A 21,820-nucleotide genomic window follows, 5' to 3' on the forward strand; every position below is an offset into this window, starting at 1 on the left:
TGCTGATTGCTGATTGCTGATTGCTGATTGCTGATTGCTGATTGCTGATTGCTGATTGCTGATTGCTGATTTTTCTTCTCACCATATTAAAAGACATAAAAAAACCTCCACGTGGGAGGTTTTTCTGTATTTTTGTACTTAGATTTGTTTTGGTTCGCCTACGCTTTCTTTTAGGTGTTTACGAATGGTTTCAAAGGAGAAATTTTTTGAATCCATACGTTTTGGCAAAATATATGCGCCTTGCTGATCTTTGACTTTAAAATTGATCAGTAAGAAATCAGGCGTGTTGTACCATTCGTACATATCTTTCCAGCCAACAGTACCAACCCCTTCTTGCATCCCCATTTGTTGACGCATAACAAGACCATGAGGCTGTACGCCTAAACGAATGCCTTTAATTTCCTGTGCAGGAAATTCGTTCATTTTGCGTTTGACATACCACTCTAAGCCAAATTTACGAATAGCCAAGTAGATAATCACACAGACAATCGCAACCCAACAAAAAATAGTTGAGTAGTTTTTGATAAGCGCGATTCCTAAAAGTGCTAATACCACAACAGCACCCATAATTGCCCAAGCTTTTAGACTGATTTTGTTGGTACTGCGCCAAATCATTAACTGCGCATTACGCTGTTCGGCTTCAGAAACTTCATAGTTTACGGGTTGCAAAGTATATGCATATAAGGATTTAGCGGTCATAGTGAATCGTTACAAATAGAAACTCACAAAAGTTTAGCATTAAACATTGGCGAAACGTCAACATATTACACCAAAATCGCAGCTTTTACAGAGATGCCAACTCACTGGCATCGGTATTGTGCTCATTACTTAAATTTTGTTTTAAGGTCATGAGCTGGTTCAGTATGCCAAACATTAGCGAAAGTTGCTGCAAAATTATCAATGCTTTCTGATCATCCTGATTATTTTGTGATAAACGTTGTCGAATATTTTGTACCATATTTGGCGCATTTAAATTTGGGCGTTCATCACGCAGGAGAGCGCCACGAATGTCATCTAGTGCAGTATCGAGCAAAGTCAGAATTTCAGGATCTTGAATTTGCTCACGGTGTGCACCGAGTGCAGCAATATAGCTTAAAAAGGTATGGCTCAAGCAGAGTAGGTCAAATGCTGCTGTTTTTTGACTAGGGTCAAAATCAGGTTCTGTTGCCAGTGTTGAAATCAGTGAAGCCAGTTCCGCATCGCGGTTATGTGCGGTACGACGTTTAACACGATAATCTAGCCCGTTGTTTCGACCTTGGCGGTATTGGAGTACGACTTCAGCTAAATAGTCGCATTGGGCATTGAATGCACGGCGAATACTATGGGGCAGACGACGGAATTTCCAGTCAGGGAAAATAAAGGTGACGCCAAACCATGCAAAGCCACAACCAATCAGCGTGTCAATCATGCGTGGGAAAGCTGCTGTTGTACCCATTCCATCAAGATTAAAATTGATTAAAGCTAAAATGGTGATAAATGCTGTGGCTTGGGCATATTGTTTACTGCGGAGTTCAAAGAACAATATGCCACTTAAAATGAGCATGATTAATTGTCCCTCAAGGGAAGGAACAAATTTTAAAATGGCTAATCCGATCAGAATACCCAGTAACGTGCCCCAAATTCTCAGACGTAAGCGACGTTTGGTTGCATTAAAGTTAGGCTGGCTAACAAATAATGCGGTTAATAGAATCCAGTAACCATATTGAATATGATCATGGGTGAACTGTACAAAAATATAAGCACAAAACAGTACAGTAGATAAGCGAATCGCGTGTCGAAATAAAACAGATTCAGGGGTGAGATTCTGCATAATGCGTACCTTGATATCTGCCCAACCTTTTAGATCATCATCTTTGAGTTGTTGATCTTGTTGTTTGCTCATTTCCATGCTTATGGCACGTTCTGCTTCTAGGTTGCGTAACTGTCCATCAATCGCTTTTAAGTTTTGATAGAGTGATAGGAGCGCATTGACCCAAATGGGATCGTCAGGATATTGCTCTGGTAATTTTTTGAGAGATAAGCGTAGGTTTTCAAACGCATGTTTAAAGCGTGTGTTGTGCCGATAAGGTGTTTGCTTAATGATGCTGTCACTCAAATCCTTACAGGCTTTACCTTGCAAAGATAAAATGCGTTGAAAGCGGAAAAGTACATCACTGTGCTTAAAGTTATCTGCCAGTTGTTGATAGTCAATATGAGCTGAATCGGCACGTTCATGAATATCTTGCGCAACAAAATAATATTGTAAACTGCGACGCGTATCTTTTTGCCCACGGTCACCTTTTAGGCGGGTGAGTAGCGCGGTTTTCATGTCATTAAACAGTGCAATCAATTTGCCATTTTCCATCGACAAATCAATCATGCTTTGTCGATAGCTTTCTGGTGTCATATCGACATCGAACAAGTTGGATTTTGCAAATAAAAAATCACCAAGACAAGCATAGCTTTGCGCTAATTTGACTTGTACGGGACGAATCGGAAACAGTAAAAAACTGATGGTTGAGAGTAGGCCATACCATACCGCCCCAATAATCAATAGCAGAGGTTGCATGTACCATTCATCAAACAAATGCACACCGAGCATGGCATACACAGAAATGACTAAACAGCCATATGAAATTGTGGCATAACGTCGTCCTAAAGAGCCTAATAAAATCAGTACAACACAGGCAATAATTAAACTAAATGCAAAGACAAAGGGGTGGGGAAATAACAGTTGAACTGAGCTTGCCGCAATAAAGAACCCCAAATAGGTATAGAACTGATTTAAAATACGAACCGTAAAGCGGTCATCAATATCGCTTAATCCTGCTGCAACTACGCCTAATGTCAGCGGGATTGTTGCCAGTTGAAAATGCAGAAAATAAGGCACAAAAGCTGTTCCAATAAAGGCGATAGCCATACGGAAGTTATACATCAGCGATGCATTGTAGGTCACTTGACGAATGCGATTTAGCCCAAGATTCAAGTTGTATTTTCCCCAGTCAAAGAAGGTCTTGTGATTAAAAATGTACTGTGAGTACGGTTTTTTAACTGAATCCTGAAATTATACGTTGAGGATCATCGACTTGTCTTTACTGTTCATGATTAAAATGAATGACCTGTTATTTTTACAGTATTTTTAGGAAACTTTGAGGTAATCACCATCTGCGGTGACATTGTGTCCGAAGCCACAACTGCTGTCGGGTGAACCATTGGTCGTTGTGGTGACATGCAGTCGATCTGGTTGGAATTTGAGTTCAATTCGGCAAAAATCATGCTCGATTGGATCAGGATAGCTCCAAGTCGATTGTCGATTTTGAATTTTCCCTTGATATTCATACTCACCGAGATTTGGCCCATAGAGCAAACCATTTAAACCAAAATATAAACCTTCAAAATGAATCTGATATTGCTGATGGGCTTGGGCTTTTACGGTATAGCTTTGCCAAGCGCCTAAGCCTGCATACCTCCAGTATTCACCCGCGACACTGTTGTTGGTTGAATGTTGTGGAATCAGTTTTAAATTGAATGCAGTTTTTGGCGATTGAGGCGCAAGGCTCAGCCACGCTTTGGCTTTGCCATAGTCATGAGTTTTGATATAGGTCAGGGCAATGCTGTTATATAAGGTATCCAAACTGTTTTGGGTCAAATAAGCAGAATTTTTTGCAGTGAAAATCTGTTTGGCTTGGTCACTCGGATCTTCTTTCATGCGTAAACAGCTTTCCAAATATCCCACATGTTCCGTCCAAACTTTGCGGGCTTGTAGATACTGTGCTTTTTTATAATGCTGTTCGGCTTGGCTATTTATGGTTGCGAGCGTGGTACAAAATTTAAGTTGTTGGGTTTCGTTTTCAGACCAATCTGCATGTGCGGTAGAGTTTATGGCAAGACATAAGCAGCCTGAAATGAAGCTTGTTTTAAAAATGGGTAACATGATTTATTCTCAAGTGATTTGCAATTTTGTTACAGCATAAAAGTAATCGTTTTCGGCATAATCAGCTTTTTTGTATCTGATAAAAATAGTGAAAATGAAAAAAAGTATCGCAGTGGGTATGTTACTTGGCGGCATGGCAGTTTTTGCCCATGCAGATGATGGCTCATTTCAATATAAAGACTGGGAAATGACTTGTGACAATACTAGAACTTGTCGTGCAGCAGGATATTCCAGTGATGATGCACACGCAAGAGTATCTGTATTGCTGACGCGTAAGGCGGGTGTGAATCAGTTGGTTACTGCCAAGCTTCAACTTGCCGATGTGGGCGATGAAGGTGATCCTGCGATTCCTAAAGCCGTGGATTTCTGGGTGGGTCAGCAAAATTTAGGCAAAATAATCTTAAAAGATGCTGCTGGGAATTTTAATCTAGTACAAACCCGTGCCTTGTTAAGTGCTTTAAAAGGCAGCCAGCGTATTTATTTTGCTGCGGGAAAATCCCGTTGGGAACTGTCGAGTGAGGGTGCAAATGCAGTCTTACTGAAACTCGATGAACAGCAAGGTCGATTAAATACCCCATCTGCCTTGATTCGTGTGGGTAATCAGTCCGAGAAGTCAGTTTTAGCTGCTTTACCGATGCCGATTATTCATCAACAGAAAATTCCAGTCGCCAATTTAAAGCTTTGGCAAAAACAAGTAGATTGGAGTCTTCTGACCCAAAACTTGAAAGTACAGCAAGCAAAAAACAAATCCGATGAGCGTGAATGTTCGAGCCTGACTGAAAATAATGAATACACCAAATTTGAGCCACAAGTCGAAGCAGTTTTACCGAATAAACGCTTACTGGTGAGTGGATTATGTTGGCGTGGCGCATATAACGAAGGTTATGGCTACTGGGTGATTCAACAGCAAAAACCGTATAAACCGCAATTGGTGACGGTGAGTGCTTCAGGCTATGAGAATAGTGTGATTGATGCAGCACAAAAAGGTCGTGGCTTGGGAGACTGTTGGTGGCATGCCCAGTGGGTCTGGAATGGTCAGAACTTCATGAAAAGCTTAGATGCGACTACGGGCATGTGTCGTATGATTTTATTGGGTGGTGCTTGGGATTTACCGAGTTATGTCAGTCAGGTGAAATAAGTATGAGGGATGCGAAGTCAAGCATCCCTCTATCAGTTAATCCTGTGGATAGGCATAGCGTTGAAAAACGTCAGTGTGTTCCATCTGTTGTTGAAGCTTTACTGTGGTGGCATATCCGTGGGCGTACTGGAGTGTGATACCTGAAGGGCAGACTTTGCAACCTGAAACCAGTCTGTTTTTGGACTGGCTCAAGCAACAGGTACAGCTTTATGAACATGGTTTAGGGTGCGATACTGCGTTGTAACTGTAGAATCACATCCTCTAGCACTTTAATGCGTTTAACTTCATCCCAAAGTTGCTTGGCTTCAGGGTAGGCTTTGCTCATCATGCCGAGCCATTGTTTATAACGTCCGACCATGCCAATTTCAGTTTTGCTTGGGCCATTCAGGAAGCGAATTTGTAGTTCGACCAACTCCTGCCAAGAGAGCAAAGCCTGATCAGATTTCTGGCGAATACATTGCGTCAAATCAGGCGTGGTAACTGCACCACGACCCAGCATCAAATCTTCACAGCCTGACTGGGCTTGACATGCTTTGGCATGTTGATAATTCCAGATTTCACCATTGGCAATCACATTGATTTTGAGTGCTTCGCGAATGGGGCGAATTTTTTCCCAGAAGGCAGGCGGGGTATAACCATCGGCTTTAGTACGCGCATGCACCGTCAGCCAGTTTGCACCTGCATCTTCAATGGCGTGGGCATTGTCCATGGTGTGGTTTTCATCGAGATAACCTAAACGCATTTTGGCAGACACAGGAATGTGAGCAGGCACGGCATCGCGAACTGCTTTCACTAAAATATGCACGACATCGGGTTCATCAAGCAGAATAGAACCACCACGGTGACGGTTGACAGTTTTGGCAGGACAGCCAAAATTCAGGTCGATAGCAGGAGCACCGAGTTCCACTGCACGGACAGCATTGGCTGCCAACATTTCAGGATCATTACCTAAAAATTGCACATGCACGGGTGTCCCCGCAGCTGTTTTTCCACCATTCAGTAATTCAGGGCAAAACTGATGAAAAATATGATCAGGCAAAACTGAGTTGGTGACGCGAATGAACTCTGTGACACACCAGTCAAAACTGCCGACATGCGTCAGCACATCACGCATAATCGGATCGGTTAAGCCTTCCATTGGTGCAAGAATCAGTTTCAAAGCGATTGCCCTAAAAATAAAAACAGCGTTATACGCAAATTGTACAACGCTGTCGATCTTTTTCTAGGAATTGTTAGATTTTTAATTTTAGATAATAAAGGTTAGTTTGATTAAAATATAAAATGAAGATGTATCAGAATTTTAATAAAATCTATATGAAAACAGTTATTTAGATTTTTCAAAATTTTGGTTTAAGCATTCAAGCATACAGTAGTGATTTGCATCATAAGTTGCAATCAGACCTTTAAACTGAGGGTTAATTTTTTGCGTGGGCATAATATGTTTGCATGTATTACAGCAAGATGATGTTTGTATGAGCGATGTTGATGGAGATCGTGTATTGTTGTTTATCATCTTTTGAGCCTGTAACTCATTTTATGGTATGTCGAATTTAATATGAAATCGAAAAAATGAATAGATAAAATATTCCAATAAAATGTCTGTAGTATTATTTATTCATTGTGTTTGTTTTTTGATAAATAAGATATGTAAAAACAGGTAAATATTTTTATTAATTAGATAATTTGATTGAAATTTGTTCAAATTTAATTGGCAAAATATATAATAACAATGATTTAAATAATTAAAATACAAATTTTATATCTTTGAAAAGAATAACTTTTTTTTATAAAAATGCCAAGTGGGTCGCAAATTAATTTATGTAACAGAGAGGCGACTAGGTCACCTCATTAGCGACCTAAAATCATCTCCAAAATAAACTTACTGCCAATAAAGCCCACAGCAAGCAATACAAAGCCAATCAAAGTAAAACGAATGGCTTTTTGTCCACGCCAGCCAAACTTAAAGTGACCAACGAGCAACACACCATAAACAATCCATGAGATAATGCTAAATACTGTTTTATGTGCCAAATGTTGTCCCAAGAAGCTATCTACAGTAAAGAAACCCAAACTGAGCGCCACCGTTAAAACCACAAAACCTGTGATCAGCATGTCAAACAGCAATGACTCCATGACCTGAAAAGGGGGGAGTAGATTGACCCACAACCGTTTTTGTTTTTTCTTTAACTCGCGGTCTTGGAACCACATCAAGACGGCTTGAATGGTTGCCATGAGTAAGACAGCATAAGCCGATAATGATAAAATGATATGTGCATCTAGCCCAAAAGAGTGTTCTTCAATAAACTGATTGGGTTGGCTAAATGCAAAACCAAAAATAAGCCCTGTCGCTGCAACAGGAATGCCCAGCAAATTGAGGGCAAGAACGGGACGATAGGTGCTATATACTGCGCTCAAGAGAAGCATTAACCCAGAAGTAAACGACATTAGGTTGAAAACGTCGTAATTGACCCCATGTGTTGTTAGCATGTCATGTTGTAAAATATAACCATGCAACAACAGACCTATGCTCAGAATGATGCCAATAAACCAACGGTTTGGCTCACGCTTCGCCAATAAGTGCATAAAGGAGTACCAAAAACCAGTGGTATAAGCGATTAAAGCCAGTATCGTGTACACCAAGGGGAGACTGATCATGTCAAACCTTTGTTGGAATAATGAATATTCATGCTATGCGATATAATTTCGATGTGAACTCAAGTATCCTATAGCATTTCATGCATAAATTTTCTATTTTTGAGAAAGATTTTTTTGCAACAGACCATTTTAAGCGGAATTTGCAATGTTTGACACCTTAACAGAACGACTCTCACAGAGTTTAAGAAATGTTACCGGTACAGGCCAACTGACCGAAGACAATATTAAAGACACCCTGCGAGAAGTGCGTATGGCACTTCTAGAGGCGGATGTTGCCTTACCTGTAACGCGTGAGTTTATCGCGAAAGTTAAGGAACAGGCACTTGGACAAGAAGTCATGAGCCAGCTCTCTCCAGGGCAGGCTTTTGTCAAGATTGTGCATGATGAACTGACCAAAATGATGGGTGCGGAAAACGAAACCCTTGATTTGGCAGCGAAACCGCCAGTGGTTGTATTATTGGTAGGTTTGCAGGGTGCGGGTAAAACCACCACTGCAGCAAAATTGGCACGTTTTTTAAAAGAGCGCCAAAAGAAAAAAGTCATGACGGTTTCTGCTGACGTTTATCGTCCTGCGGCGATTAAACAGTTAGAAACGGTTTCAGGTGAAGTTGGCGCAGAATTTATTCCGTCTCAACCGACAGAAAAACCGATTGATATCGTCAATCGTGCTATCGAACAGGCAAAAATCAAATTTGCCGATGTCTTGATTGTCGATACAGCAGGTCGTTTGCATGTCGATGAAGACATGATGGACGAAATTAAAGAATTGCACGCAGCGGTTAAGCCAACTGAAACTTTATTCGTGGTTGATGCCATGACGGGTCAGGATGCGGCAAATACAGCTAAGGCATTTAATGATGCCTTGCCATTGACAGGTGTAATTCTGACCAAAACTGATGGTGATGCACGCGGCGGTGCAGCACTTTCAGTACGTGCTATTACAGGTAAGCCAATCAAGTTCTTGGGTATGGGTGAAAAACTCGATGCGCTTGAACCATTCCACCCAGAACGTATTGCCCAACGTATTTTGGGTATGGGTGACGTGCTGTCTTTGGTTGAGGAAGTTGAACGCAAACTCGACAAAGAAAAAGCCGAAAAAATGGCGAAAAAATTGCAAAAAGGCGGCAGCTTCAACTTTGAAGATATGCTGACGCAATTTGAGCAAATGAGCAAAATGGGCGGCATGATGGGCTTCTTGGATAAGTTGCCAGGTATGAGCGGAGCAGGTTTGCAACAAGCGATCCAGCAAGCTAATCCTGAAAAACAAGTCAAGAAAATGGAAGCGATTATCTTGTCGATGACGCTTAAAGAGCGCCGTAATCCAGACTTGATGAACCCAAGCCGTAAAAAACGTATTGCAGCAGGTTGTGGTATGGATGTTGCTGAAGTCAATAAATTGATCAAGCAACATGCGCAAATGGCGAAAATGATGAAGAAATTTGCCAATCCATCGGGTATTGGCAAAATGATGCGTTCGCTCAGCGGTATGCAAAAACAGTTTGGTGGCGGCGGTGGCATGGGTCCATTGTTCGGCAACAACGATCAGAAAAAATAAAATATTCTGAAGATAAAAAAAGGCGCAGATTGCGCCTTTTTTTATGGTTCTTCTTCGGTGAGCGTCTGATTGCGATGATTCAGCAGATTCATTAGTAAATAACAAGGATCAAGCTGATTTTGAGGCTCTAAAGATTTTTCAGCAAAGCATTCATTTTCAGGAATGGCTTGACCATGTGTATCCCAACCTTGTGCGTGTAAGACATGCCAGTTTTTATCGAACTTCACTTTTAGCGCGAGGACATTTGGGCTATACCAATAATGGCTTTGAGTTGAGCCATCAGCATATACAACATCTTTTGAAAGTACTTTGCCTTGTCGATTGTAAAGTTGGCTTGTCCCAATCAATTGATGCTTGGCATTATATTGCGTTGTAAAAAAGACCTCACCAGTAGGATAGTATAGTTTAATTTTTCCTTTAATCGATATAGGGTCAAAACTGTGTAAGTCCTGAGCATTATCTAGCCAAAAAGGATCGGACTGTTTATGTCGATTTTCAATATAAAAGTCCTGTACTAAGTATTGATCGTGTGAATTTTTCTGTTTGATCACCCGATAGTAGCCTGTTGTCAGTGGAGTAGGGGAATACTCATTGCCAAACTGAATCGGAGAAAAATAAGCCACAATCAGTCCAGTAGATTGATATTGACTGAGTAAGGTTGCAGATGTTCCAAGTGAAATGAGGCAACCAGAACTAAAAGCCAGTATTCGAAATATATTTTTCATGATTGCCCCCATTGGTCACTGATACAGTTGCTTGGTGATCGTGAACCGATGTTAATCTGCCAGAGTGGCATTATTCTGATACAACTGCATCAGCAATTGATAGCATGGGTCATTTGTGTTTTGAGGATTGAGCGTCTTTTCAGCAAAACATTGACTGTTTGCAATGGCATGTTGCTGACGATCCCAGCCTTTGGCAGAAGTCACCTGATTTTTGGCATTCATTTCAAAAGAGAGTGCCAAGTGTAGATTTTCAGGATACCAAAATTGACCTGAATATGAACCATCACTGCGATTATCTTCTTGCATGATCAGTTTGCCTTGAGCAGTGTAGGTAGTTGCTCGTCCAATCGGCTGATGCTGAGGGTTATAAGTGGCTTGTTGATACACCTTGCCATTTCGATAGTACAGCGTGAGATCTCCAATGATTGATGTGGGTGCAACATTTTTGAGATCCGCAGGATTGCTCAGCAATACAGGGCTAGATTGCGGCTGTTTCGATGCCTGAAAAAAGTCCTGCACCAAATAGCCATGCTCGTCATGCTTGATGAGGACACGATAGACATCGGCATTATGCGCATTGGTCAGTAAAACCCCGCCTGTTTGCATAGAAGAAAAATAGGCAACAATATTTTGATTATTGGTGGTTGATTGAACAGGTGTCTGTGTGACAGGAGGCTGTACAGATGCTGGGTTTTGGCATGCAGTGACAATAGCGCCGCAAGTCAGTAACGCAAGTACTTTATAATGATTTTTCATGATAATCCTAAGCTCAGGTATTGTTTTTGTGATGCAAAGTATAGTGTTGTAGACCTTTAAGCAAGAGATCTGATTCAACAATCGGGTGATAATCCTGTAAAAAAGGGGCAAATAATGCCGCATCACCCCCTGTGAGAATCAACTGGCGTGGTGATTGCTCTAAAATTTTTTGAATAGTGCTAATTAGCCCAAGCAAAATTCCATGATGTACACAATCGACGGTTGTTCGTCCAGGTGCTAGGTTCTCAAAGGCTGAATCTGGAATTTTAATGCCCTTGGTGTTTTGAATCAGGGAATCGCGTTGCAAATACAGATTTGGCAGAATATAGCCCCCCAAATGCTGCATACCTTGAGTCAAATCAATGGTGAGGGCAGTGCCACAGCCAATCACACACAAATTCTGATCAGGATTTGCCACTGCCAAAAGTTGCAGCCAACGGTCAATCCCGAGTTGCTGAATATCTTCATAACCACAATGCAAACCTGCGTATTCTCGCTGCACTTTGGCAATCGCAAGCGGGGCATTGAGCCGTTTTAAAATGCGGCTAATACGGTCATTATTTTTCTTGTCCAGTACCGAAGAAATTCCGATACGACTAATCTGCATCGCTTTAAAGTGATGAACTAAGCCCAGTAATAAATCGGCAGGGGATTGCAAATGCAGCTCTGCGCCGTGTTCAATCACATCCGTACCTTGGGTAATCCAGTATTTTAGGCGTGTGTTCCCAATATCGAGCCATAAATTTTGCATGATATTCTCGGATTACTGTGCAGAAGGAAGTAGGCGTAAACGTCCCTGATAATAAACGGTTTGTCCTTGCGTTGTGCTGAGGAGAATGCCACCATCATTTTGAATGCCGAGGAAAACCCCTTCAGCAACTCCTTGCTGATGTTCGAAAACAACAGGTTCACCTTTAAACATCGCAACGCGATTAAAGCGTTCAGCCAAATTGTAGCAACCATGATTAAACCATGCGCCTGCCTGCTGAATCGCCACATATATGTCATGAATCAGTTCGATTCGGCTACGATTATGCAGTCCGAGTTCACTCAGAGAAGTGACTGCCTGATCTAAATTTTGCAGATCGGGTGGGGTGATAATGTTGATGCCGACCCCAACGATTGCTTGATGCGCAGAAATTGGCTCGACCAGTATGCCGCCCCATTTGCCTTGATTGCTGTAGAGATCATTGGGCCATTTAATCTGTAAATCAAAGTCTTTGAGTACAGGCATATGAATCAGATTTAAGGCAACTTCTAATGCCAAACGTCCATCAATTGCTGTTTTGGTATGAATGACTGTGCTTAAATAGATGTTTCCTTGTGGTGAAACCCATTGTCTCTGATGTTGTCCACGCCCTTGTGTTTGTATTTCACTACATACCAAAGCCGTATGCATGCCTTGTTGCGCCAGTGCACGGACGTCGTCATTGGTCGATGTTGTGCTGTGTTTCAGCAATACAATATCGGGGGTACAGTTGGACTGTTCGAGTAGCTGCTGTAATTGACGAGTATCCGCATCCATAATCAATCATTCGTGGGAAAACATAAGATGGAGTTAATCATATATTTACTGATTGGTGCAATTGCAGGATTTACCGCAGGGCTGTTTGGCGTGGGTGGCGGACTGATTATTGTGCCGATTTTATATATTGTGTTTACCCAACAGCATTATGCGCCCGACCTGATAATGCACATGGCACTCGGGACGTCACTGGCAACCATTATGGTTACTTCTTTAAGCTCGATTATGGCGCATCATCAAAAAGGCGCGGTGATGTGGACGGTAGTGCGTAATATTGCCCCAGGCTTGGTGATCGGTTCATTTTTAGGGGCAGGCGTTGCCGATGTTCTATCTGGGCATAGTTTGCAACTGATTATTGGAGTATTTGCAATTTGGGTATCACAGCGTATGTTTTTTGGTGCCAATAAAACGGTGGATACCTCAAAACAACTCCCTACAGTTTGGCAACAGGCACTCGCTGGTTCGGGAATTGGTGTCGCCTCTGCAATTTTTGGAATTGGGGGTGGCTCACTGACTGTGCCGTACTTAAACAAACATGGCGTGGTGATGCAAAAAGCGGTGGCGACTTCAGCCGCTTGTGGTTTCCCGATTGCGGTTGCAGGTGCATTAGGTTTTATGTGGTTCGGTGCTAAACAGAGCGTACAGATTCCGCATGCGATTGGTTATGTGCATATTTATGCCTTTATTGGTATTAGTATTATGAGTTTTGTCACCGCCAAGTTTGGGGCAAAAGTGGCGCATGCCTTGTCCCCAGCCATGTTGAAAAAATGCTTTAGTGGCTTACTTTTTACGGTGGGGAGTTATTTTATTTATCAGGGTGTGATACAACTTTTACACAGCACACATTAAAAACAAAATTAAAAAATTCAGCAGGTGAAACATGCTTCAGCAGTCCGCACAACAATGTCTTGCCGAACAGATTGCAGATCGGATTGCACAGCAAATCATTACTGGCGAATTGTTAGAGGGAGAGCGTATTCCCGAACTACGCATTGCCAAAGAAATGCAAGTCAGTCGGGGTTCAGTACGTGAAGCTTTATTGCTATTGCAACGTACCCATTTAATCGAGATTTATCCACGCCGCGGGGCAATTGTCACGGAAATGAGTGTGGAGCAGGTCAATCAGCTCTTTGAAAGTTGTGACATGTTGTTGAGTCAGTTGATTCAATGTTTTATCTATCAGCATGCATCTAGCGAAAAACAAAAAATTGAACAGCTCGAATTGCAACTGGCACTGCATGTCAAACAGATGCAATCCGAACAGTTTTATGATTTGTGGTTTTATTTTCTACTGAATCATGTGGCGCAATTCCATAATTTGTATTTCGCCCAGTTCTTTCAGGATTTGTTCCCTGCGCTGCGCCGTTGTTATTTTTTAATCCTGAATACTTCGCGGCGGGATTTGGAGGAAACCTTTAATCGCATAAAATGGATGATTGATGCTATTTTGACCCAAAATTTGCAACAAGCCACTTTATTTATGCACGATTTTTGCCGACACTTGCGAGGGCTTGTGTTGGACTCCCTGACACGAATGAAACAGATCGAGTTGGCATGGGCACGTCGCTCACGTCATTAATTAGGACAGTATGCGTTTAAGCAGTTTAAAACTCTCAGGCTTCAAGTCATTTGCCGACAGTACCACATTACACTTTAAAGCGAACCGTAGTGCGATTGTGGGGCCAAACGGTTGTGGAAAATCCAACGTCATTGATGCCATTCGCTGGGTCATGGGCGAGTCGAGTGCGCGCCAGTTACGTGGTGGCAGCATGCAGGACGTGATTTTCACAGGAACAGCCAAACGGAAACCTGTGGGCGTGGCGAGTGTCGAACTGCGTTTTGAAAATACGTTGGGCAAACTCGGTGGCATGTACAATGCCTACTCCGAACTGGCGGTGCGCCGTCAGGTGACGCGTGAGGGAAAATCGGAATATTTTCTGAATGGTACGCGCTGCCGCCGCCGTGATATTACCGATATTTTCTTGGGAACAGGCTTGGGGCCACGTTCTTATGCGATTATCGAACAGGGCATGATCAACCGTTTGGTCGATGCCAAACCTGAAGAAATGCGCGTGTTTGTGGAAGAAGCCGCAGGTGTATCGCGTTATCAGGCACGCCGTCGTGAAACTTTGCAACATCTGGAACATACCACGCAGAACTTGGAACGTCTGGAAGATATTGCTCACGAACTGAAAGCCCAACTCAAAACCCTGAAACGCCAGTCCGAAGCCGCAGTTCAATACAAACAGCTTGAACAGCAAGTCCGTACCTTAAAAATTGAAATTTTGTCGTTCCAATGTCAGCAAAGCCAGCGCTTGCAGCAGGAATATACCGCGCAAATGACCGAGTTTGGTGAGCAGTTTAAACTGGTGCGTTCGGAACTGAACACAGTGGAACATGACCTGACAGAAACCAGTGGTTTGTTTCAACGCCTGATTCAACAGTCCATGCCATTGCAGCAAGCTTGGCAAACTGCTGAGAAAAAACTGGCGGAACTGCAACTCAATGTTGAACAAAAGCAAAATATTCAGCAACAAAACAGTCAGCAAGTTGTGCAGCTTGAACAGCAAAAAACACAGCTCAAAGAGCAGTTACAACTGACTGAAATGCAACTGGATACCTTGCATGAACAGTGTGAGCAATTGGCTGAAGCGGTTCAGCATGCCGAGCAAAATGATCAACAGCAACAACAGCAAAATTCAGATTTGTCTGCACAATATCAAACCGCATTGCAGCAGTATCAACAGGTTAAAACCCAAGTTGAGCAGCAACAGCAAAAGCATGCACAAATGCAGTCACAACTGGAGCAACTCAATAAAAATATTCTGCGCCTAGAACATCAAAAAGAAACACTGGCTCAGCAATACCAACAGGTCAAGGCGCAGGTGGCTCAACCTGAACTGGACGACTTTACTGAGCAACAGCAGCGTGTTGCCGAGCAATTGCAGCAGGCTGAACAGCAGCTTCACGCATTTGAACAACAAAAACAGCAGCAACAAGAAATTGTACAGCAACAGCAAAAAGCACTGGCTGCGCAGCAGTCACAGCTCAAAATCTTGCAGGCTGAACAAAATAACCTGCAAAAACTGATGATCAAGCAACAGCCAAAACAGCAGTCATCAGCCCAGCAGTTGATGCAAGTTTTGCAGTTACACGAGGTCGCCAAACCTCATGCAGGATTGGTGGAGAAATATCTGGCACAGTGGCTATCTGCACAGGTGTTCGCAGAAGAAGCGTCATTTAGTCCTGAACAAGCAAGGCAACTGCACGTCACTGAAACGACGGTGCAGACTGAACTTCTAGGTTTGCCAACACTCGCCAGTTGGATTGCTTACCCACAAAACTCGTTGTGGCAGCAGGTCGCGATTGTCCCTGATTTTACTCAGGCACAGGTTTTACAAACTGAACTACAGGCAGGGCAAAGCTTACTGAGTTTGGATGGTTATTTGCTGGGTCAAGATTGGGTTATCGGGCTGCTGTATGACGAGCAAAGTCAGGCGGCACAAGGTGCATTGAGTCACCGTATTCGTTTGCAGGAAATTGAGCAGGAACAGGCAGAAGGGCAGCAGCAGTTACAGGCTTTGCAGCAACAGACAAGCGATGCTGAACAGGCTTTACAGACCACGCAGCAACAGATTCAAACCCTGCAACAGCAGACGAAAACACTCCGTCAACAGCAACAGCAACTGGATGTGCAGGTTGCAAAATTGCACAGTGCGCAGCAAGCCTTTGCTGTACAGCAGCAACAATTGCAGATGCAACTCCAGCAATTCGATCTGCAAATCGAAGAAGATGCCATGCAAAAGGATGATCTGGAGATTGATCTGCATGCGTTAGCGATGAAGTTAGAACAAGCATTACCTCATTATAAAACCTTGCAATATCAGGTCGATGATCTGGCTGAGCAATGTGAAGAACAGCAGCAGCAACGTCAGCAAGTGCAAGGTCAGTTACAAGACAGCAAGCAGCAACTGCAACAGCAGCAACAACAAATTGAACTGCTCGAAAAAGATCTAAGCTTTTTAAAAAGCCAATACGCGCAGTGTGTACAACAGCTTCAGCAAGCACAAAGTGTATTGCAACCGATTCAGCTTGAGTTACCAAGTTTGCAGGCGCAGTTTGAAGAACAGCAACAACAAACAGCGGTACTGCAAAAACAATGGCAGGAATGGCAACTTGAACTCAATACGGTTCAGGAAAAACAGCAGCATCTGACCGAGCAGCGCCATCAGTTGCAGCAGCAAGATGAGCAAGTCCGTGAATTGCTGGAGCAAAAACGACTGGCATGGCAGGCAGCCAAATCCGATTTGACTCACTATAGCGAACAACTTGAACAGCTCAATGCTGAGCAATTAAAAGTGGTCGATATTGAGCTTACAGCGCATCAGGCACAATTACAAAAAGCGCAGCAGCAATTCGACAAAATTGGTGCGGTGAATTTGGCAGCATCACAAGAATATGAAGAAGTGGCACAGCGCTATGAAGAACTGACGCACCAAATGCAAGATTTGCAAAACACGGTGGAACAGTTACAGCAAGCCATGAAAAGTATTGATCAGGAAACCCGAAAGTTATTTATGCAAACTTTCGAACAGATCAATCTGGAGTTGCAGGAACTCTTTCCAAAAGTGTTTAATGGGGGAGAAGCCAGTCTGAGTTTAGAAAGTGACTGGCAGTCGGGTGTGAAATTGATGGCTCGACCACCGGGTAAACGTAACAGTACTTTGGCATTATTGTCGGGCGGAGAAAAAGCCCTGACCGCCTTGGCACTGGTCTTTGCGATTTTCCGTCTGAATCCAGCACCGTTTTGTGTACTGGATGAAGTTGATGCGCCGCTGGATGATGCCAACGTACAGCGTTTTTGCAATTTGGTGCAGGAATTGTCCGAGCAGGTACAATTTGTCTTCATCACGCATAATAAACTGGCAATGACCATGGCGACCGATTTATTGGGTGTTACAATGCCTGAACCAGGCACATCTAAATTGGTGACTGTGAATTTAGAAGAAGCGAAAGAATACGGGTTAGTTGCGGAGTCATAGTATGGAAATCACCACAATCGTAGGTATTGTGATCGCGGTTGCTATTATTTTATTGGGGTTGTTTTTGATGTTTCGAAAACCGAAAGAATATGTGCCATCGCTTGAGTCGGAATTGCACATTAACCCTGAAACCAATCAGCCTGTGATTCCACGTTTTGTACGTGATCAGTTGTCTAAAGCACAAGCTCTAGAGCAGCGTGTTGAACCTCATCTAGATGAAGATGATAAAACTGAAGCGGTAGCAGAAGCTGAGCCTGTTATTGAGAAGAAAACTGAAGACACAGCACAAAATGTTGCTGCTGAAAAAGTTGTAGCGTCCGAGGCAGTAGTACAAAAAAGCAAACAACCAGAAGTTGAAACGGTAAAAGAAACGGCAGCTGTTGAAACTGAAGAAGCTAAAAAAGAAGAAATTGCGCTTAGCCTAAATCCTGATGTTGAGACGGTTGAGATTGCAGACTTTGAAGAAGAAAGCTCAATTTTAGATATGCATTTGCACGAGCAGCAACGCTATGACGATGAAAGTGCCTTGTCGAATGCCGAATATATTTTTGCACTCAATGTCTATTCGAACCCGCGCCGTGTCTTGTCTGGCGACCGTGCGCTGAAAGTGTTACTGAAATACGGTCTACGTTTTGGTGAATTGTCGTGTTTCCATCGCTATGAAAATACCGAAGAAGAAAGTCCGCTGATGTTTTCGGTGTTACGTGTAACCGATGAAGGTCCAGCAGGTTTTGATTTGGAAACGCTATCGGCTGAGCAGGTTCAAGGTTTTGCATTTTTCTTGGCATTGCCCAACCCACATGCACAAACAGGCTTTGATATGATGGTCAGCATTGCCAACCTGATTGCCCGCGACATCGACGGTAAAGTGTTCGATGAAAATAACTGTGAATTGACACAGCAGTTAAAAGAACATTGGCGTCATCAAATTATTGATTACAAACCGCAAGCAGCACAGAGCAACTAAGTTAAAGCGCTGAGTTTAGACTTTAGGGTGGACGATGTCCGCCCTTTTATATGGTGAAATTTTATGGTGGATACAAACGCGATAGTTACACAGATGCGTCAATTGATTCAAATTTTGGCAAAACATAACCATGCCTATTATGTGATGGATCAGCCGAGCATTTCTGACAGTGAATATGATCATCTTTTTCATCAGTTAAAAGCATTAGAACAACAATATCCTGAACTGATTCAGCAAGATACACCAACTTTGAGAGTAGGTGGTCAGGCACTGAGCAAATTCGAAAGTGTGACCCATGCCGTTCCGATGCTGTCGCTGGGCAATGTCTTTAATCAAGAAGAATTGTTTGCCTTTGCCCGTCGTGTTGAGGAGCGATTACCGAGCCAACAGGTTCAATACGATGTTGAGCTAAAACTAGATGGCTTAGCCATTTCGCTGTGGTATGAACAGGGTGTTTTGGTGCGTGGTGTAACCCGTGGCGATGGTGAAACAGGCGAAGACATTACTCAAAATGTTAAAACCATTCGCAACCTGCCTAAATTCTTATACAGCAGCGAAATTCAGATTCCTGACTTGCTCGAAGTTCGTGGTGAAGTGTTGATGCCAAAATCAGGCTTTGAAAAACTTAATGCCGATCAGCAAGCACGTGGCGATAAAACCTTTGCCAATCCGCGAAATGCTGCTGCAGGTAGTTTGCGTCAGCTTGATCCTGAAATTGCGGCGTCCCGTCCGCTGGCTTTTTATGCCTATGGAATTGCTCAATGTCAGCCTGATCATGGTTTATCTTCAATGCATGAAAGCTTGCAATGGTTAACCAAGATTGGTTTTGAAATCGCTGAACGCCAGTTTTTGTGCCAGTCGATTCAGGAAGTTCAAGAAAAATACCAACAGATTCAACAGGAACGCCCTGATTTGTCAGTTGAAATTGATGGCATGGTGATTAAAGTCGATAGCTTAAAACAGCAACAGCAATTGGGCTTTTTGAGTCGTGAACCACGTTGGGCGACCGCGTATAAGTTTCCTGCGGTAGCCGCATTGACCACGGTTGATCAAATCGACTGGCAGGTTGGTCGTACAGGGACATTGACACCAGTTGCTCGCTTAAATCCAGTCTTTGTTGGTGGTGTAACGGTATCGAATGTGACTTTGCATAACATTGGTGAAATTCACCGTTTGGATGTTCGTGTAGGGGATACTGTAAGTGTCTATCGGACAGGCGATGTGATTCCAAAAGTGGAAAAAGTCTGGCCTGAGTTCCGTCCAAATGATGCTTTAGAAATTCAGCTTCCAAGCCAGTGCCCAGTCTGTGATTCTCCAGTGGTGATGCCCGAAGGTGAAGCCTTGGCACGCTGTTCAGGTGGTTTGTACTGTGCTGCGCAGCGTATTGAAGCGATTCGCCACTTTGTTTCCCGTAAAGCCTTGGATATTGAAGGTTTAGGCGATCGTTGGGTGGAATCCTTACTGCATCTGAATTTGCTCAATGATGTTTCGGATATTTACCAGTTACATCAGCACCGAGAAACTTTGCTTGGTATTGAAAAAATGGGTGAGAAATCTGTTCAAAACCTGTTTGATGCGATTGAAGCCAGCAAAAAAACTACCTTGGCACGTTTTATTTATGCGCTAGGTATTCGTGGTGTGGGTGAAACCACAGCGCGCATGCTTGCCAATACCTTCCAAACCTTTGATGCGCTGCGTCAAGCCGATATTGAAAGCCTAAAGAAAACCCCAGATGTGGGCGATATCACCGCAGAATGGATCGTGGATTTCTTTCAGGCGCAGCATAATATTGAAGTGGTTGAGCGTTTACTGGCAGCAGGGATTGAGTGGGATGCACCAATAGCACCGACCCGTCAGCCACTCAATGGTGAAAGTTGGGTGCTCACAGGAACCTTACAGCAACTGACCCGTGATCAGGCGACACAAATGCTTCAGGCATTGGGTGCGCGTGTCAGTGGAAGTGTGTCGAGCAAGACCAAATGTGTCGTGGCAGGTGAGAAAGCAGGTTCTAAGCTTGAAAAGGCAGAAAAGCTAGGTGTGCAAGTCATCAGTGAATCTGACTTTTTAAATCTGATGGCAGAGTATGGTCAGCAGATAATTGCTGAATAAGTTTTGAGCCATTGATGAATGTTGAATGTTGAAATTTGTAACTTGCATTTGTCATGGTCTCAGCCCTTAAAGTGATTTAAGGGCTTGTTTTTCAGTCATAAAATGAGTCAAGTTGAAGTGCAAATGCTTATGTTTATCATTTTAATTTTATGAAAATCATATACTTATAAAATTTATTTTTTGCATTTTTTAGATAAACGCTGCATACTAGTGCATATATTATAAGGAGAATTTCATCATGCGTGGCAATCCAGAAGTCATAGACTATTTAAATATGTTGATCGGTGGCGAACTGGCTGCTCGTGATCAATACCTGATCCATTCACGTATGTACGATGACTGGGGCTTAAATAAAATTTACGAACGCATTGATCATGAAATGCAGGAAGAAGCCGCGCATGCCGATGCAATCATTCGCCGTGTGTTGTTTTTGGGTGGCACACCTAACATGCAGCGTGATGATGTCGATGTCGGTACAGATGTTGTGAGCTGTCTAAAAGCCGATCTTGCACTGGAATATCATGTGCGTGAAAAGTTGGTTCAAGGTATTAAGTTGTGTGAAGACAAAGGTGATTATATTAGCCGTGACATGCTTCGTCAGCAGTTGTCAGACACCGAAGAAGATCATACTTACTGGTTAGAAAAACAGATGCGTTTGATCGAACTGATTGGTTTGCAAAACTATATTCAGTCGCAAATCTGATCTGATCAAGCAAACGAAGAAGCAGCCCGAAGGCCATTGCTGTCCCACAATTTTTCACAAGAGGAAGCTCAAATGAGCTTCCTCTTGTTTTATGGGTATTTTATCGGGTGAAAATAAAGCTTTTAAAGTTCTTCTTTCAAACAAATTCACTTGAATTATTCTGAGTAAACGTTGAACTGTCCAACCTGTTTTTCCTAAATGTTGAGCGAAACTCACCAATAAATAGGCGATCATCGCAATCCAGATTTGTGTCTGAATTGCGTTCCTGCTGCGGCCTAGAAACGCTTTTAATTTGAGATTCTGCTTAATCGCCTTAAAGAACAGCTCAACTTTCCAACGATCTTTATAAATCGCCGCAATGGTGGAGGCGGCTAAATGAAAGTTATTGCTGAGAAAGCTAAAGTGCTTGCCACTTTGCTGATCTCTATATTCAATTCTTCTTAACACTGGGGCTTTTCTTTTTAGGGCATGTGCGCTATTCAGCTGAATGGTTTCATCTTTTAGAATACCTTTGGATTCAAGCACTGGATGTTGCTGGATCACCTGATACACAGATTTAGGCCTAAAACGTGTGACAAATCCAATGTTTTGAGCAGTCAGATTTGCATACCATTGGTAATCGACATAGCCTTTATCAAAAACTACAATGCTGCCAGCAGGAAACTGGAATTTGCGGCCTTGTACCATGTCATTTTCTTTGCCATTTTCAACTGCAACAAACTCAGGAATATC

General features: G+C 42.9%; 18 protein-coding genes and 1 pseudogene. 9 read left to right on the forward strand and 10 right to left on the reverse strand.

All coding sequences use genetic code 11. From position 1 onward, the window contains the following. Positions 1 to 138 precede the first annotated feature (138 nt). From GBN19_RS11335 to GBN19_RS11345, 3 genes are all read right to left on the reverse strand, one after another. Positions 139 to 699 (reverse strand): hypothetical protein, encoded by a 561-nt coding sequence (locus GBN19_RS11335; protein ID WP_151710523.1) that lies wholly within the window; start codon positions 697 to 699, stop codon positions 139 to 141. Between the two features lie 85 nt (positions 700 to 784). Next, complete coding sequence (gene yccS / locus GBN19_RS11340) at positions 785 to 2,965, reverse strand: YccS family putative transporter (RefSeq protein WP_151710524.1); 2,181 nt, start codon at positions 2,963 to 2,965, stop codon at positions 785 to 787. A 153-nt stretch (positions 2,966 to 3,118) separates the two neighbouring features. Continuing rightward, the gene (locus tag GBN19_RS11345; RefSeq protein ID WP_151778209.1) at positions 3,119 to 3,913 is read right to left on the reverse strand and encodes a hypothetical protein; all 795 of its coding nucleotides are present in this window, start codon (positions 3,911 to 3,913) and stop codon (positions 3,119 to 3,121) included. Between the two features lie 94 nt (positions 3,914 to 4,007). Between GBN19_RS11345 and GBN19_RS11350 the strand changes: the two genes are divergently transcribed. After that, positions 4,008 to 5,051: a DUF1176 domain-containing protein gene (locus GBN19_RS11350; protein WP_151778210.1), complete on the forward strand. Its 1,044-nt coding sequence runs from the start codon at positions 4,008 to 4,010 to the stop codon at positions 5,049 to 5,051. Positions 5,052 to 5,154: 103 nt separating this feature from the next. Then, positions 5,155 to 5,295: a hypothetical protein gene (locus GBN19_RS15765; RefSeq protein ID WP_171494478.1), complete on the forward strand. Its 141-nt coding sequence runs from the start codon at positions 5,155 to 5,157 to the stop codon at positions 5,293 to 5,295. Here the strand turns inward: GBN19_RS15765 and GBN19_RS11355 are convergent. Then, positions 5,272 to 6,210 (reverse strand): tRNA-dihydrouridine synthase, encoded by a 939-nt coding sequence (locus GBN19_RS11355; RefSeq protein WP_151710527.1) that lies wholly within the window; start codon positions 6,208 to 6,210, stop codon positions 5,272 to 5,274. The genes GBN19_RS15765 and GBN19_RS11355 overlap by 24 nt on opposite strands. A gap of 689 nt (positions 6,211 to 6,899) precedes the next feature. Then, positions 6,900 to 7,706, reverse strand: a complete 807-nt coding sequence (locus GBN19_RS11360; protein WP_151778211.1) for a cytochrome C assembly family protein — start codon at positions 7,704 to 7,706, stop codon at positions 6,900 to 6,902. Positions 7,707 to 7,851: 145 nt separating this feature from the next. On the opposite strand from GBN19_RS11360, the gene ffh reads away from it, so the two are divergent. Continuing rightward, complete coding sequence (gene ffh / locus GBN19_RS11365) at positions 7,852 to 9,261, forward strand: signal recognition particle protein (protein WP_151778212.1); 1,410 nt, start codon at positions 7,852 to 7,854, stop codon at positions 9,259 to 9,261. 41 nt (positions 9,262 to 9,302) lie between these two features. Here ffh and GBN19_RS11370 read toward each other — a convergent pair whose 3' ends face one another. Genes GBN19_RS11370 through GBN19_RS11385 form a run of 4 tightly spaced genes read right to left on the reverse strand, consistent with a single transcriptional unit; the run spans position 9,303 to position 12,267 of the window. Beyond that, positions 9,303 to 9,986 (reverse strand): hypothetical protein, encoded by a 684-nt coding sequence (locus GBN19_RS11370; RefSeq protein WP_151778213.1) that lies wholly within the window; start codon positions 9,984 to 9,986, stop codon positions 9,303 to 9,305. 51 nt (positions 9,987 to 10,037) lie between these two features. Continuing rightward, positions 10,038 to 10,742 carry a hypothetical protein gene (locus GBN19_RS11375; protein ID WP_151710531.1) on the reverse strand — a complete coding sequence of 235 codons (705 nt, stop codon included), beginning with the start codon at positions 10,740 to 10,742 and terminating at the stop codon, positions 10,038 to 10,040. Between the two features lie 13 nt (positions 10,743 to 10,755). Then, the gene (locus GBN19_RS11380; RefSeq protein ID WP_151778214.1) at positions 10,756 to 11,493 is read right to left on the reverse strand and encodes a type III pantothenate kinase; all 738 of its coding nucleotides are present in this window, start codon (positions 11,491 to 11,493) and stop codon (positions 10,756 to 10,758) included. 12 nt (positions 11,494 to 11,505) lie between these two features. After that, positions 11,506 to 12,267: a biotin--[acetyl-CoA-carboxylase] ligase gene (locus GBN19_RS11385; RefSeq protein WP_151778215.1), complete on the reverse strand. Its 762-nt coding sequence runs from the start codon at positions 12,265 to 12,267 to the stop codon at positions 11,506 to 11,508. Positions 12,268 to 12,294: 27 nt separating this feature from the next. Between GBN19_RS11385 and GBN19_RS11390 the strand changes: the two genes are divergently transcribed. The 6 genes from GBN19_RS11390 (at position 12,295) to ftn (ending at position 21,088) form a co-directional block, all read left to right on the forward strand. After that, positions 12,295 to 13,116 (forward strand): sulfite exporter TauE/SafE family protein, encoded by an 822-nt coding sequence (locus GBN19_RS11390; RefSeq protein ID WP_151778216.1) that lies wholly within the window; start codon positions 12,295 to 12,297, stop codon positions 13,114 to 13,116. Between the two features lie 31 nt (positions 13,117 to 13,147). Beyond that, complete coding sequence (locus GBN19_RS11395) at positions 13,148 to 13,846, forward strand: GntR family transcriptional regulator (protein WP_151778217.1); 699 nt, start codon at positions 13,148 to 13,150, stop codon at positions 13,844 to 13,846. Positions 13,847 to 13,856: 10 nt separating this feature from the next. Continuing rightward, complete coding sequence (smc, locus tag GBN19_RS11400; protein ID WP_151778218.1) at positions 13,857 to 17,309, forward strand: chromosome segregation protein SMC; 3,453 nt, start codon at positions 13,857 to 13,859, stop codon at positions 17,307 to 17,309. A 1-nt stretch (position 17,310) separates the two neighbouring features. Next, positions 17,311 to 18,276: a cell division protein ZipA C-terminal FtsZ-binding domain-containing protein gene (locus tag GBN19_RS11405; RefSeq protein WP_151778219.1), complete on the forward strand. Its 966-nt coding sequence runs from the start codon at positions 17,311 to 17,313 to the stop codon at positions 18,274 to 18,276. Positions 18,277 to 18,339: 63 nt separating this feature from the next. Beyond that, complete coding sequence (gene ligA, locus GBN19_RS11410; protein WP_375707871.1) at positions 18,340 to 20,385, forward strand: NAD-dependent DNA ligase LigA; 2,046 nt, start codon at positions 18,340 to 18,342, stop codon at positions 20,383 to 20,385. 238 nt (positions 20,386 to 20,623) lie between these two features. Then, entirely contained in the window at positions 20,624 to 21,088 is a 465-nt protein-coding gene (gene ftn, locus GBN19_RS11415; protein WP_151778220.1) for a heteropolymeric bacterioferritin subunit Ftn, read from the forward strand. Between the two features lie 54 nt (positions 21,089 to 21,142). Here ftn and GBN19_RS11420 read toward each other — a convergent pair. Further along, positions 21,143 to 21,820 (reverse strand): annotated as a pseudogene (locus GBN19_RS11420) (IS4-like element ISAbe18 family transposase); the annotation flags it as partial.

Source organism: Acinetobacter brisouii, assembly GCF_008993995.1.
GTDB classification, from domain to species: Bacteria; Pseudomonadota; Gammaproteobacteria; order Pseudomonadales; family Moraxellaceae; genus Acinetobacter; species Acinetobacter brisouii_A.

What these genes read in the sequence shown, in the direction of transcription:
- GBN19_RS11335 (WP_151710523.1), bottom strand. Translation starts at nt 699, where the DNA reads ATGACCGCTAAATCCTTATATGCATATACTTTGCAACCCGTAAACTAT.
- GBN19_RS11345 (WP_151778209.1), bottom strand. Translation starts at nt 3,913, where the DNA reads ATGTTACCCATTTTTAAAACAAGCTTCATTTCAGGCTGCTTATGTCTT.
- GBN19_RS11350 (WP_151778210.1), top strand. Translation starts at nt 4,008, where the DNA reads ATGAAAAAAAGTATCGCAGTGGGTATGTTACTTGGCGGCATGGCAGTT.
- GBN19_RS11360 (WP_151778211.1), bottom strand. Translation starts at nt 7,706, where the DNA reads ATGATCAGTCTCCCCTTGGTGTACACGATACTGGCTTTAATCGCTTAT.
- ffh (WP_151778212.1), top strand. Translation starts at nt 7,852, where the DNA reads ATGTTTGACACCTTAACAGAACGACTCTCACAGAGTTTAAGAAATGTT.
- GBN19_RS11370 (WP_151778213.1), bottom strand. Translation starts at nt 9,986, where the DNA reads ATGAAAAATATATTTCGAATACTGGCTTTTAGTTCTGGTTGCCTCATT.
- GBN19_RS11375 (WP_151710531.1), bottom strand. Translation starts at nt 10,742, where the DNA reads ATGAAAAATCATTATAAAGTACTTGCGTTACTGACTTGCGGCGCTATT.
- GBN19_RS11380 (WP_151778214.1), bottom strand. Translation starts at nt 11,493, where the DNA reads ATGCAAAATTTATGGCTCGATATTGGGAACACACGCCTAAAATACTGG.
- GBN19_RS11385 (WP_151778215.1), bottom strand. Translation starts at nt 12,267, where the DNA reads ATGGATGCGGATACTCGTCAATTACAGCAGCTACTCGAACAGTCCAAC.
- GBN19_RS11390 (WP_151778216.1), top strand. Translation starts at nt 12,295, where the DNA reads ATGGAGTTAATCATATATTTACTGATTGGTGCAATTGCAGGATTTACC.
- GBN19_RS11395 (WP_151778217.1), top strand. Translation starts at nt 13,148, where the DNA reads ATGCTTCAGCAGTCCGCACAACAATGTCTTGCCGAACAGATTGCAGAT.
- smc (WP_151778218.1), top strand. Translation starts at nt 13,857, where the DNA reads ATGCGTTTAAGCAGTTTAAAACTCTCAGGCTTCAAGTCATTTGCCGAC.
- GBN19_RS11405 (WP_151778219.1), top strand. Translation starts at nt 17,311, where the DNA reads ATGGAAATCACCACAATCGTAGGTATTGTGATCGCGGTTGCTATTATT.
- ligA (WP_375707871.1), top strand. Translation starts at nt 18,340, where the DNA reads ATGGTGGATACAAACGCGATAGTTACACAGATGCGTCAATTGATTCAA.
- ftn (WP_151778220.1), top strand. Translation starts at nt 20,624, where the DNA reads ATGCGTGGCAATCCAGAAGTCATAGACTATTTAAATATGTTGATCGGT.